Here is a 12,323-nt window from a genome sequence, read left to right on the forward strand (position 1 = left end):
TCACCCCGGCGAGCAGGCGTCCGCCCCACCTTCGACGCGGCTGCCGGCGGCTGCCCTGCCGCACCTCCGGCGCGGCTCCCGACGCCCGCACCGCCGTACCTCCGACGCGCGGCTCCCGACAGCTGCCCCGCCCACCCAGACCCCGCCCCCAGCCCCGGCCCGCCCAGACCCGGCGTGCCCAGCCCCGCACACCCGAGCAAACCACGAGCAAAAACAGTTGAGTCTCCAGCGACTGGAAGGTTGAGGCTGCCCTCGTGACCGACCACCCCGAGCTGTTCACCATCGGGCAGCTCGCCCGCACCACCGGCCTGTCGGTGCGCACCGTCCGCTTCTGGTCGGACAGCGGTCTGGTTCCGCCGACAACCCGCTCCGACAGCGGCTACCGGCTCTACGACGCCACCGCCGTGGCCCGGCTGGACCTGGTGCGCACCCTGCGCGAACTGGGTCTCGACCTGGACACGGTGCGGCAGGTGCTGTGCCGGCGGGTGACCGTGGCCGAGGTGGCCGAGGCACACGCGGCCGCCCTGGACGCCGAGATCCGCACGCTCACGCTGCGGCGCGCGGTGCTGCGGGCGGTCGCGCAGCACGGCAGCAGCCAGGAGGAGATGCGGCTCATGCACCAGCTCGCCCAGATGTCCGCGCAGCAGCGGCAACACATCATCGACGAGTTCGTCGACCAGACCTTCGCCGGCATCGACGCGGACGCGCCAGGCGCCCACATCGGGCAGGCGATGCGCCAGCTGCCGGCGCGACTACCCGACGATCCCACGGTGGAGCAGGTGAACGCGTGGGTGGAGTTGGCCGAACTCGTGGCCGACCCCGATTTCCGGCGGCGCGTCCGCGAGATGGCGGTGGCCGGGGCGCGCGGTGCCGACCAGATCGAGGCGCAGCCGTTGGACCTGTCCCAGGTTCCGGCGCTGGTCGGCCCGGCCGTGGCCGAGGGCACCGCGCCGGACTCAGCCGCCGGCCAGGCCGTGCTGGCGCGGTTGCTGACCGGGGAGCGGACCGCGGCCGAGCGGCACGCGCTCGCCGACGAGCTGGCGACGTTCACCGACCGGCGGGTGGAGCGGTACTGGGAACTGTTGGGCGTGCTCAACGGGTGGCCCCGACGCGAACCCAGCGTGCCCACCTACGAGTGGCTCATCGCGGCCCTACGCGCCTGACCGCCCAGCACCGGTGGCCGCCTGAACCAGCCGGAACCAACCTGCACCAGGCGGTGGCCGCCGCGGCCACGATCCACCGCGGCGGCCACCGGATCACCCCGGGGATCCCGGGCGCACCGGCCGGCTCAGCCGGGGTAGCCCTCCAGCATCTCGGTGACCAGCGCGGCGATCGGCGACCGCTCCGAGCGGGTCAGGGTGACGTGCGCGAACAGCGGGTGGCCCTTGAGCTTCTCGATCACCGCGGCGACGCCGTCGTGCCGGCCGACGCGCAGGTTGTCCCGCTGCGCCACGTCGTGGGTGAGCACCACGCGTGAGCCCATGCCCAGCCGGGACAGCACGGTCAGCAGCACGTTGCGCTCCAGCGACTGGGCCTCGTCCACGATCACGAACGAGTCGTGCAGGGACCGCCCTCGGATGTGGGTCAGCGGCAGCACCTCCAGCATGCCCCGGTCCAGCACCTCGTCGATGACGTCCTTGCTGACCAGCGCGCCGAGGGTGTCGAACACCGCCTGCGCCCACGGCTGCATCTTCTCGTTCTCCGAACCGGGCAGGTAGCCGAGGTCCTGCCCGCCCACCGCGTAGACCGGCCGGAACACCACGACCTTGCGGTGCTGGCGGCGCTCCATCACCGCTTCCAGCCCGGCGCACAGCGCCAGCGCGGACTTGCCGGTGCCGGCCCGGCCGCCCAGCGAGACGATGCCGACCTCGGCGTCCAGCAGCAGGTCCAGCGCGACCCGCTGCTCGGCGGAGCGGCCGTGCAGGCCGAACACCTCCCGGTCGCCGCGCACCAGCCGCACCTGCTTGTCCGGGGTGACGCGGCCGAGCGCGCTGGCCGTGCCGGCCAGCAGCCGCAGCCCGGTGTGGCAGGGCAGGTCCCTGGCCTCGTCCAGGTCGACCACGCCGTCCTTGTAGAGCGCGTCCACGACCGGTTGGCCGACCTCGACGTCGGTCATGCCGGTCCAGCCAGAGGGAGTCACGTCCTGGGCCCGGTACTCGTCGGCGTCCAGTCCCACCGCAGCGGCCTTGACCCGCAGCGGCATGTCCTTGGTGACTAAGGTCACTGCCTTGCCCTCGGCGGCGAGGTTGAGGGCGCAGGCCAGGATCCGGGCGTCGTTGGAGTCGGTGCGGAAGCCGGGTGGCAGCACCTCGGGGTCGGTGTGGTTGAGCTCGACGTGCACGGTGCCCTCGGCGTCGCCGAGCGGGACCGGGGCGTCCAACCGACCGTGGCGTACCCGCAGGTCATCGAGCAGGCGCAGCGCCTCTCGGGCGAACCAGCCGAGTTCCGGGTGGTGGCGCTTGGCCTCCAGTTCGCTGATCACCACGAGCGGGAGCACCACGGCGTGCTCGGCGAAGCGGGTGATCGCCCAAGGGTCCGACAGCAGCACCGAGGTGTCCACCACGTAGGTGCGGGTGGGTGGCACTCCCCGACGCCGGGACGAGCTGCGGGTTGAGCTTGAGGACCGGCTCATGGGACGTCGTGCGGTCACGGCAACTCCCTCACGGCCGCGGCGCCCGCGACCGCTCCTCGCTGGGCCAGGCACACCACCCGTGGTTGGCCTGCCGGCTCACGTCGTCACCGACGTCGAGTCCACAGGCCACGAGGGCCGGGCGCCGGCCCCCGCGCGTTCGCCGTGGACGGTGCGCGACCGTCCGGACAACACCAGCTGCGACCAAGGGCCTCCCGGGGCGGGCCGCATAGGTCACGACCCACCACCAACGGACGCTACCTGCGATTGAGCCGGATCGGCAGGGAGCCACACAGGTGATTCACCACCTCGTCACAACACCGCTAGCCAGGCGACACCGTCCTACTAACGGTGATATCAGTCACAGCGGAAGATCACCCTGGTGGTTCCTTGACCGCGCGGGACACCAGGAACTGGGCAGCGCCCCGCCAACCGTTACCCCGCGGCCCGGGTGACCGAACGCGGGCGCGCGGCAGCGGCGGGATCGGCCGGGACCCCGCTCGGCGACGGCGGCGGGTGAGCGCGCGACAAAGCCGTACCGCGATGTGACCACCACCGCTACTACCACAGCCAACAACGATGAGCAGAATTTGTAAAAGGTAAGCACCAGAACAGGCGACATTAAACAATCGGGGCGTCACACAATGGGGGCAGAAGCGCCCTTCACCACTCCGCCACCCGGTACGTTTTCTTCGCGAGGGCCCCACCCGACCCGGAGCCCCGGTAAGTCTCCGGGCACCCACTGGGGAAACCCCGAAACAGAGGAGAGTGCGAAAGTGCTGAAGAAGGCAGGCATTGTGGCCGCCGCCGCGGCTAGCCTGATGATGTTCGGCGCCCCGGCGTTCGCCGCCCCGGCTGGTCCCCCGGCGACCACCACGAGCGCGATCGCTGACGACGACTGGTCGGCCGCGTCCGGTATCGACACCGAAGAGGCCGAGCAGAACGGCCTGCTCAACCTGAACGACACCGAGATTCTCGACAACGTCAACCTGTGCGAGATCATCCCGATCATCGAGGTCGAGATCCCGATCGGGGACGGCGCCCAGGGCACCAACTGCCAGGTTGCCAACGCCGAGGAGAACCAGGGCGTCAACAGCTCCAACAGCGAAGACCCCAAGTGAGTGGCTTAGCCGTTCGCTTGGCTGAACCCCTGTACGGAAGGGCGGTGGCCCGGACTGAGTTCCGCGCCACCGCCCTTCCTTTTCCCTTTTCCGCCGCGGCCACCGCGTGCGCGAGCGGCGCGCGGCGAGCGGGTGATGACGTGGGTGCCGGTTGATCAGCGCCGAACACGGTGCGTCATGCGGTCACCCCTGGCAACCGGGGCCTCGGGACGGTGAAGCCTGATCGGGTAGCCCGGGGAAACAGCGAAATCGGTGCACGATTATGGGCGGAACCGGTAGCTGTTGAACTACCAGAACAGGCGACATAGACAATCAGGGCGTCACACAATAGTGGCAGAACCGGCATTGATGCGTCGGTCAGCCGGTACGTTCTTTCTCCGAGGGCCCCACTGGTCCCGGAGCCCCGGTAAGCCTCCGGACACCCGCTGGGGAAACCCCGCTAAACAGAGGAGAGTGTGAAAGTGCTGAAGAAGGCAGGCATTGTGGCCGCCGCCGCGGCTAGCCTGATGATGTTCGGCGCCCCGGCGTTCGCTGCCCCGGCTGGTCCCCCGGCGACCACCCATTCCGGCACCGGCGGCCAGTCCTCGGCGGCGTCCGGCATCGACACCGATGAGGTCGACCAGAACGCTCTGGTCAACCTCAACGACACGCAGATTCTCGACAACCTCAACATCTGCGAGATCATCCCGATCATCGAGGTCGAGATCCCGATCGGGGACGGCGCCCAGGGCACCAACTGCCAGGTTGCCGACGCCCAGGAGAACCAGGGCGTCAGCAGCGCCAACAGCGAAGACCCCAAGTGAGTGGCTTAGCCGTTCGCTTGGCTGAACCCCTGCACGAAAGGGCGGTGGCCCGGACTGAGTTCCGCGCCACCGCCCTTGCCTTGTCCCTCCGTTGCTGAGGAAACGGCCGGCCCGGGCCACTGCCACCGGAGCAGGCGGTGGCGATGCGCGCGGCCGGTCCGGCTGCTGCTCGACACCGACGCCGGACAGCAGCACCAGCGACGACCCCGGAACCCACCGCCGCAGCCGGCCGGTACGTCGTTCGCTCCGGGCCTCACCCGTTCCGGAGCCCCGGTAACCCCGCCGGGCGAACAACTGGGGAAACCCCGGGAAACCCCGTTGACCAAGGAGAGTGTGAAAGTGCTGAAGAAGGCAGGCTTCGTGGCCGCCACCGCTGCTGGCCTGATGGTGTTCGGCGCCCCGGCGTTCGCCGCCCCAGCCGGTCCCCCCGCGACCAGTGGCACGGCCGGCGTCGACCAGTCAGCGGCGTCCAGCGTCGACACCGACGAGAACGACCTCACCGGTCTGCTGATCCTCGAAGACGACGACGTGCTGGACAACGACATCCTCTGCGCCATCTTTCCCAACATCGCCATTACCAGCACGACCTGCGTCGTCCAGAACAACACGGACAACCAGAACACCACCAGCTCCACCGGGGACGAGCCGAAGTGAGTGGATCGGCCGATCCCGGCACGGCCTGACCGAAGGGGCCGGTGGCCCGGACGAGTTCCACGCCACCGGCCCCTCGCGGTCCCGCGATCACCCGCGGCGGTGCTCAGGAGCCGAACCGGCGGTGGCGGATCGCGTAGTCGCGCAGCGCGCGCAGGAAGTCGGTGCGGCGGAACTCCGGCCAGTACGCCTCGCAGAACCAGAACTCCGAGTGCACCGACTGCCAGAGCATGAACCCGGACAGCCGCTGCTCACCCGAGGTGCGGATGACCAGGTCGGGATCGGGCTGGCCGGAGGTGTACAGGTGCTCGGCGATGTGGTCCACGTCCAGCACCTCGGCCAGTTCCTCGATGGTGGCGCCGGCCTCGGCGTGCTGGAGCAGCAGTTTGCGCACGGCGTCGGCGATCTCCTGCCGGCCGCCGTAGCCGATGGCCACGTTGACCTGCATGCCCGTGCGGTTCCTGGTGCGCAGCGTGGCCGCGGAGATCCGCGCCGCGGTCTCGGTGGGCAGCACGTCCAGCGCGCCCACGTGCCGCAGCCGCCACGGGTTGCCCGGCTCGGCCAGCTCGTCGGTGATGTCGCAGATGATCTCCAGCAGCTGGCTCAGTTCCTCCGGCGGCCGGTTGACCAGGTTGTCGGTGGACAGCAGCCACACCGTGACGACCTCGACCCCGGCCTCCCGGCACCAGCCGAGCATCTCCACCAACTGGCGGGCGCCGGCCCGGTGGCCGTCGGCCACGTCGGCGAAGCCCGCTTCCCTGGCCCACCGCCGGTTGCCGTCCATGATCAGCCCGACGTGTCGAGGCCGCTGCAACCCGTCGAGCTGCCGGCTCAGCCGCCGCTCATAGGCCTTGTAGACCAGCCTTTTCACCTGTGCGCGAAGCCCCACGTCCAGACAGCGTACGCCCAGTGGCCAAGCTCACTGGTCACCCCCGCGCGGCCGGGCGAACCCGCTGGTGGACCGGGGTCCAGTCGGGTCAGGGCAGGTCAGGGCCTGGAGCACGAGCCAGGACAGCGAACCTACGGTCGAGTAACCTCGGTCGGGTGACCACCGCGTCAACGACCCTCGACCCACGCTCAGCACCGCTGGTCAAGCCGCGGCTGCGCGGGTGGCTGCACTTCTGGTCCTTCATCGCGTCCGTGGCCGCCGGGGCGGTGCTGGTCGCCGTGGCCGCGGCCACCGTCTCGACCACGGCCGCCGTGGCCACCTCGGTCTACGCGGCCACCGTGCTCGGCCTGTTCGGCGTGAGCGCCCTCTACCACCGGCACAACTGGGTCAGCACCAGGGCACGCGCCTGGATGAAACGCCTCGACCACTCGATGATCTTCGTGTTCATCGCCGGCACCTACACGCCGTTCTCCCTGCTGGCCATGCCCAGGGACACCGGAACCGTGGTGCTGTGGGTGGTGTGGGGCGGCGCCCTGGCCGGGGTGGCGCTGAAGCTGGCCTGGCCGCACGCGCCGCGCTGGCTGGGCGTGCCGATCTACGTGGCGCTCGGCTGGGTGGCCGTGTTCGTGCTGCCCGACCTGCTGCACCACGCGGGCCTGGCCGCCCTGGTCCTGCTGCTGGCCGGCGGCGTGCTGTACACGCTGGGCGCGGTCTGCTACGCCAGCCGCTGGCCCGACCCGTGGCCGAAGACATTCGGATACCACGAGTTCTTCCACGCGGCCACGGTGCTCGCCGCGATCTGCCACTACATCGCGATCTGGCTGACCCTCTACCACGCCTAGGGGGTGCTGGCTAACCCCTCGCGACCGACAGCGCGGCCCGCAGCGCGGCGGCGGTGTCGACCGGGCGGTCGCACACGTAGCCCCGGCACACGTACGCGGCGGCCCGGCCGGCCAGCAGCGGACGGCCGGCCAGCAGCGGGGCGTTCGCGCCGTCCGGCTCACCGGCCAGCACCACCGCGCCACCGGGGGCGGCGGCCAGCGCGGTCGCGTGCAGCTCGGCGCGCGCCGGGTCGTCGGTCCCGCCCACCACGGCCACCTGCACCGGGCCGTGCGCCAGCGCCTCGGCCACGCTCAGCCACATGCCGGCGAAGCGCGGGGCGCGCGCGGCCAGCACCCCGGCCCTGGCCAGGGCGAACTCCGCGTGCTCCCGGTAGCGGGCGGCCCGGTCGGCGCCGGCCAGCGCGGACGCGGTGAGCAGGGCGTCGGCCAGCGCGGACGCCCCGGCCGGGGTGGCGTTGTCGGTGGGGTCGGCCGGCCGGCCCACCAGCTGCTCGGCGTCGTCGGCGGTGTCGTGGAACAGCCCGGACACCTCGGGGTCGGCGAACCGGGCCAGGGCCACGTCCAGCAGGTCACCGGCGGCGACCAGCCGGTCGGCCCGGCCGGTGGCCTGGTGCAGGGCCAGCAGCCCGGCGGCCAGGCAGGCGTAGTCCTCCAGCACGCCCGCGGCGCTGCCCGCGCGACCGTCCCGGGAGGCCCGCAGCAGCCGGCCGGCCACCAGGTGGGTGGTCAGCAGCAGGTCGGCGGCCCGCTCGGCGGCGGCCACCCAGTCGGGGCGGCCCAGCGCGGTGCCCGCCTCGGCCAGCGCGCGGATCGCCAGGCCGTTCCAGGCGGTGACCACCTTGTCGTCCCTGGCCGGCTGGGGCCGGCGGGAGCGGGCGTCCAGCAGCGCGGCCCGCACCCGCGACCAGCGCGCCGGATCGTCGGGTGCCGCCGGCATCCGCAGGGTGGACGTGCCGTGCTCGAAGCTGCCCTGCTCGGTCACGCCCAGCAGGTCCGCGGCCCACGCGCCGTCGTCCGGCCCGAGCACCTCGCGCAGCTGCGCGGGCGTCCACACGTAGGTCAGGCCCTCGACGCCCTCGGTGTCCGCGTCCAGGGACGCGGCAAAGCCCCCCTGGGCGGTGCCCAGGTCGCGCAGCAGGAACTCGGCGGTGTCCTCGGCCACCGCGCGCAACCGCGGCCGGCCGGTCACCCGCCAGGCGTGCGTGTACGCGGACAGCAGCAGGGCGTTGTCGTAGAGCATCTTCTCGAAGTGCGGCACCACCCAGCCGGCGTCCACGCTGTAGCGGGCGAACCCGCCGGCCAGCTGGTCGTGGATGCCGCCGGCGGCCATCGCCTCGGCCGTGCCGACCACCAGGGACAGCGCCTCGGCCGAGCCGGTGCGCTCGTGGTGGCGCAGCAGGAACTCCAGCACCATGGCCGGCGGGAACTTGGGGGCGCCGCCGAACCCACCGTGGTCGCGGTCGTACTCGCCGAGCAGCGTGGTCACCGCGCCGGCCAGCACGTCCTCGGTCACCGCGGCCTCGGGCAGCGGCGCGGTCTGCGCGCGCAGCCGCTCGGCGATCTCGCCGGCGGCCTGGCGGACCTGCTCGCCCCGGGTGGTCCAGGCGTCCACCACCGCGGTCAGCAGCTGGCGGAACGACGGCAGCGCCGGGTGCGGGCGGGGCGGGTAGTAGGTGCCGCAGTGGAACGGCTCACCGGTGGGGGTGAGGAAGCAGGTCATCGGCCAGCCGCCCTGCCCGGTCATGGCCTGGGTGGCGGCCATGTACACCGCGTCCACGTCCGGCCGCTCCTCGCGGTCGACCTTGACGTTGACGAAGTGCCGGTTCATCAGCTCGGCCACCTCGGGGTCCGCGAAGGACTCGTGGGCCATCACGTGGCACCAGTGGCAGGCGGCGTAGCCGACCGACAGCAGCACGGGCACGTTCCGCGCCGCCGCCTCGGCGAACGCCTCGGCGCACCACGGCCACCAGTCGACCGGGTTGTCCGCGTGCTGGAGCAGATACGGGCTGGCAGCGCCCTGGAGTCGGTTCATCACCCCTCCTCGCCTCGGCCGGGCAGCCCGGACGCGGGCTAGGGCTTGCCCTTGCCGCTCTTGCCACCCCTGGTGGCCTTGCCGGCCGACTTGGCCGACCCGGCGGCCGGCTTGGCCGCGGGCGCGGTCGTGGCCACGTCCGCCTTCGCCGCCCCGGCGGCGGAGCCGGGCTCGGCCGCCGTGTCAAAGGTGGCCGGCAGCCGCTTGAGGTGCTTGGTCATGGACCGCACCAGGAAGGCCACGGCCACGAAGAACAGGATCAACACGACCAGGGCGACCGGCGAGGACTTGCCGAAGTCCTCGCCCTGGCCACCCGGGTCGTTCTGGCTCTGCGCGAGCACCAGTGCCGCGGTGTGCGGCACTGGCTGCGCCAACTCGACCGGCAGGCTGATCACGCCCGCACCTTCTCCCGGATACCAGCGAACAGGTCGTCCTCCGGCAGCGTGCTGTCCACCAGGGAACGGGCCAGTTCGTACTCCTCGAACGGCCAGATCTCCCGCTGCAGGTCCAGCGGCACCGCGAACCACCGGCTGTTCGGGTCGATCTGGGTCTCGTGCGCCTTCAGCGCCTCGTCCCTGACCTCGAAGTAGTCGGCGCACTCGACCTTGGTGGTGATGCGCTCGGCCATGTCCGGCCGGTCCGCGCCCCAGTTGGCCAACCACTCCTGGTAGGGCGACTCCAGGCCGCGCTTGATCATCGCGTCGTGGAACGCCTGCATCTTGGCGCGGTTGAACCCGTGCGAGTAGTAGAGCTTGAGCGGCTGCCACGGCTCACCCGTGCCGGGGAAGCGGTCCGGGTCGGCGGCGGCCTCGAACGCGGCCACCGACACCTCGTGGCAGCGGATGTGGTCGGGGTGCGGGTAGCCGCCGTTCTCGTCGTAGGTGACGATCACGTGCGGCTTGAACTCGCGCACCACGCGCACCAGCGCCTCGGTGGACTCCTCCAGCGGCACCAGGGCGAAGCAGCCCTCGGGCAGCGGCGGCAGCGGGTCGCCCTCGGGCAGGCCGGAGTCCACGAAGCCCAGCCAGCGGTGCTGGATGCCGAGGATCTTGGCGGCCCTGGCCATCTCGGCCCGGCGCACCTCGGGCAGGTTCGCCAGCACCTCGGGCCGGCCCTCCAGCGCGGGGTTGAGGATGCTGCCAGCCTCGCCCCCGGTGCAGGTCACCACCATGACCTCGTGGCCCTCGGCGACGTAGCGGGCCATGGTGGCCGCGCCCTTGCTCGACTCGTCGTCCGGGTGTGCGTGTACTGCCATCAGGCGCAGCTTCTCGGCCATGACCGCCGGGGTCCTCCTCGAACTCGGTTGACCGCCCCACCGTGGAAGGCCATCAGGGCCCCAGGGATACTTAACGTGGGCGTCGACCCCCATTGTTCCCGCCGGACGATTGATTCCTGTCGGGTGGTACCCAGTCCACCTGAGCCGGCGGGCGGTGTCCAGGTCCCAGCGTCCACGTCTCAGGGTCCACGTCCCAGGGTCCACGTCCCAGGGTCCACGGCCCCGGTGCAGGTGAGGAGGTGCCAGACGTGACCACGCAGCGGCCAGCCGGCCGGTACGGCTCACGCGGCCGGTCCACCACGGCGCCGAAGTGGACCAGGTGGGTGCTGCTCGGTGGGGTGCTGGTGCTCGGTGTGGTGGTGGCCGTGGTCGGCTACACCAAGTTCGGGCCCAAGCCCATCGAGGCCGACCACACCTCGTTCGAGGTGGTCGACGACAACTCGGTGCGCGTCGCCTTCGAGGTGACCAGGGATCAGCCGGACCAGGCCGCGGTGTGCGTGATCGACGCCCGCGCCCAGGACGGCGACGAGAGCGGACGCAAGGAGGTGTTGGTCCCCCCGGGAAATGTCACAACGCAGCTGACGACAGTACTCCACACGTCCAAACGGGCGGTGTTGGGCGAGGTCTTCGGCTGCTCATACCAGGTCCCCGCCTACCTGTCCACGGACTAGCGGCCAAGCGGGTGATCTGCGGGTTTTCTGCGGTATAGGGGCTCCACAGGGGCCTCCATACCGTTGTGAACGTGTTACCCTCGCCATGCAGCACGGTCCCTGGCGGGCCGTGTTTTTCCGTTCCGGGCCGCTGCGCCCGGAAGCTACCCGACCCACATACGTGGGCCTGGAGTGAGGACGAGGAGTTGGTGACCGTGAGCGATACCCAGGTGACCTGGCTGACCCAGGAGGCCTACGACCGGCTCAAGACCGAGTTGGACGAGCTTATCGAGAATCGCCCGGTCATCGCTGCGGAGATCAACGCGCGCCGGGAAGAGGGTGACCTGCGGGAGAACGGCGGCTACCACGCCGCCCGCGAGGAGCAGGGCAAGCAGGAGGCGCGCATCCGCCAGCTCCAGGAGCTGCTGCGGGCCGCCAAGGTCGGCGAGCCCCCGGCCAACGACGGCGTGGCCGCGCCCGGCATGGTGCTCACCGTCCGCTACGACGGTGACGACGAGCCCGAGGAGTTCCTGCTGGCCACCCGCGAGGAGGGCGCGCACGGGCCGGTCGAGGTCTACTCGCCGAACTCCCCGCTGGGCAAGGCGCTGCTGGGCGCCAAGGAGGGCGAGACCCGCGAGTACGAGCTGCCCAACGGCAGCACCATGAAGGTGACGCTGCTCAAGGCCGTCCCGTACAACGCTGCCGCCTGAGTCCGCGGCGGAGCCGATCCAGCCCCGCCAGTCCGGGGCACCACACCTGATGTCCGTGGCCGGGAGCGTGCGCACACGCGCGCCCCGGCCACGGGTCTATCCGCCGGTGCCGTGCCGGTCCGGCCCGCTCCGCGAGCGCAGGCCGGCCGCGCGTTCCAGCAGCGGGCGCACCCTGGGCGGCACCGGCGTGGACAGGGCGATGGACGTGGACGTGCGCTGCACCCCGGTCGTGCCGACCACCTCGTCGATCACCCGCTGCAGGTCGTCGTTGGACCGGGCCACCATGCGCACCAGCAGGTCACCCCGGCCGGTGGTGGCGTGCACCTCGCACACCTCGTCGATGGCGGCCAGCTGCTCGGCGACCTCGCGCCGCCGGCCCTGGGCGATCTCCAGGATGGCGAACGCGGTCAGGCCGTAGCCCATCGCGGCCAGGTCCAGTTCGGGTGGGAACCCGTGCAGCACGCCGCGCCGCACCAGCCGGTCCAGCCGCGCCTGCACCGTGCCCCTGGCCACGCCCAGCCGCCGGGAGCACTCCAGCACGCCCAGCCTCGGCTCGTCGGTGAGCAGCAGGAGCAGTCGGGCGTCCAGGGCGTCCACCTCGTCCGACCGGCCCGGCTCCCCGGGCGGCCGCCCGTCAGCGTCAGCCACGTCACACCTCCTGGGCAGATTGTCCAGGTCTGTCAACGATCCGGGCTCGACACCGGGCAGTCTGCACAGCCG

The 12,323-nt window shown here is 71.7% G+C and carries 13 protein-coding genes; 7 read left to right on the top strand and 6 right to left on the bottom strand.

All coding sequences use genetic code 11. From position 1 onward, the window contains the following. Window positions 1–254 precede the first annotated feature (254 nt). The gene (locus LX83_RS12790; protein WP_253770732.1) at window positions 255–1,163 is read left to right on the top strand and encodes a MerR family transcriptional regulator; all 909 of its coding nucleotides are present in this window, start codon (window positions 255–257) and stop codon (window positions 1,161–1,163) included. A 125-nt stretch (window positions 1,164–1,288) separates the two neighbouring features. On the opposite strand, the gene LX83_RS12795 is transcribed toward LX83_RS12790, so the two are convergent. Next, window positions 1,289–2,632, bottom strand: a complete 1,344-nt coding sequence (locus LX83_RS12795; protein WP_253771161.1) for a PhoH family protein — start codon at window positions 2,630–2,632, stop codon at window positions 1,289–1,291. Between the two features lie 773 nt (window positions 2,633–3,405). Here LX83_RS12795 and LX83_RS12800 point away from each other — a divergent pair. The 3 genes from LX83_RS12800 (at window position 3,406) to LX83_RS12810 (ending at window position 5,207) form a co-directional block, all read left to right on the top strand. Further along, window positions 3,406–3,750: a hypothetical protein gene (locus LX83_RS12800; protein ID WP_253770734.1), complete on the top strand. Its 345-nt coding sequence runs from the start codon at window positions 3,406–3,408 to the stop codon at window positions 3,748–3,750. 461 nt (window positions 3,751–4,211) lie between these two features. Further along, complete coding sequence (locus LX83_RS12805) at window positions 4,212–4,553, top strand: hypothetical protein (protein ID WP_253770736.1); 342 nt, start codon at window positions 4,212–4,214, stop codon at window positions 4,551–4,553. Window positions 4,554–4,892: 339 nt separating this feature from the next. Continuing rightward, window positions 4,893–5,207 (top strand): hypothetical protein, encoded by a 315-nt coding sequence (locus tag LX83_RS12810; RefSeq protein WP_253770738.1) that lies wholly within the window; start codon window positions 4,893–4,895, stop codon window positions 5,205–5,207. A gap of 103 nt (window positions 5,208–5,310) precedes the next feature. Here LX83_RS12810 and LX83_RS12815 read toward each other — a convergent pair whose 3' ends face one another. Beyond that, window positions 5,311–6,093, bottom strand: a complete 783-nt coding sequence (locus LX83_RS12815; protein ID WP_308203960.1) for an isoprenyl transferase — start codon at window positions 6,091–6,093, stop codon at window positions 5,311–5,313. A 155-nt stretch (window positions 6,094–6,248) separates the two neighbouring features. Between LX83_RS12815 and trhA the strand changes: the two genes are divergently transcribed. Then, a complete protein-coding gene (gene trhA, locus LX83_RS12820) occupies window positions 6,249–6,935 on the top strand; it encodes a PAQR family membrane homeostasis protein TrhA (RefSeq protein WP_253770740.1) in 687 nt (228 codons plus the stop codon). Window positions 6,936–6,945: 10 nt separating this feature from the next. Here the strand turns inward: trhA and LX83_RS12825 are convergent, their stop codons facing one another. From LX83_RS12825 to mca, 3 genes are read right to left on the bottom strand one after another with little or no spacing between them, the layout of a single operon-like run. Then, the gene (locus LX83_RS12825; RefSeq protein WP_253770742.1) at window positions 6,946–8,967 is read right to left on the bottom strand and encodes a thioredoxin domain-containing protein; all 2,022 of its coding nucleotides are present in this window, start codon (window positions 8,965–8,967) and stop codon (window positions 6,946–6,948) included. Window positions 8,968–9,005: 38 nt separating this feature from the next. After that, a complete protein-coding gene (locus LX83_RS12830) occupies window positions 9,006–9,359 on the bottom strand; it encodes a hypothetical protein (protein ID WP_407649552.1) in 354 nt (117 codons plus the stop codon). After that, the gene (gene mca / locus LX83_RS12835; RefSeq protein ID WP_253770744.1) at window positions 9,359–10,243 is read right to left on the bottom strand and encodes a mycothiol conjugate amidase Mca; all 885 of its coding nucleotides are present in this window, start codon (window positions 10,241–10,243) and stop codon (window positions 9,359–9,361) included. Before mca ends, LX83_RS12830 begins: the two co-directional genes overlap by 1 nt. 248 nt (window positions 10,244–10,491) lie before the next feature. Here mca and LX83_RS12840 point away from each other — a divergent pair, with 248 nt between their 5' ends. Both LX83_RS12840 and greA read left to right on the top strand, forming a co-directional pair. Then, the gene (locus LX83_RS12840) at window positions 10,492–10,914 is read left to right on the top strand and encodes a DUF4307 domain-containing protein (RefSeq protein WP_253770747.1); all 423 of its coding nucleotides are present in this window, start codon (window positions 10,492–10,494) and stop codon (window positions 10,912–10,914) included. A gap of 188 nt (window positions 10,915–11,102) precedes the next feature. Then, window positions 11,103–11,603 carry a transcription elongation factor GreA gene (gene greA, locus LX83_RS12845; protein WP_253770749.1) on the top strand — a complete coding sequence of 167 codons (501 nt, stop codon included), beginning with the start codon at window positions 11,103–11,105 and terminating at the stop codon, window positions 11,601–11,603. Between the two features lie 96 nt (window positions 11,604–11,699). On the opposite strand, the gene LX83_RS12850 is transcribed toward greA, so the two are convergent. Next, the gene (locus LX83_RS12850; RefSeq protein WP_253770751.1) at window positions 11,700–12,251 is read right to left on the bottom strand and encodes an Lrp/AsnC family transcriptional regulator; all 552 of its coding nucleotides are present in this window, start codon (window positions 12,249–12,251) and stop codon (window positions 11,700–11,702) included. Window positions 12,252–12,323: the final 72 nt, after the last annotated feature.

Source organism: Goodfellowiella coeruleoviolacea (genome assembly GCF_024171785.1).
GTDB classification, from domain to species: domain Bacteria; phylum Actinomycetota; class Actinomycetes; order Mycobacteriales; family Pseudonocardiaceae; genus Goodfellowiella; species Goodfellowiella coeruleoviolacea.

What these genes read in the sequence shown, in the direction of transcription:
- LX83_RS12795 (WP_253771161.1), bottom strand. Translation starts at nt 2,632, where the DNA reads ATGAGCCGGTCCTCAAGCTCAACCCGCAGCTCGTCCCGGCGTCGGGGA.
- LX83_RS12825 (WP_253770742.1), bottom strand. Translation starts at nt 8,967, where the DNA reads ATGAACCGACTCCAGGGCGCTGCCAGCCCGTATCTGCTCCAGCACGCG.
- mca (WP_253770744.1), bottom strand. Translation starts at nt 10,243, where the DNA reads ATGGCCGAGAAGCTGCGCCTGATGGCAGTACACGCACACCCGGACGAC.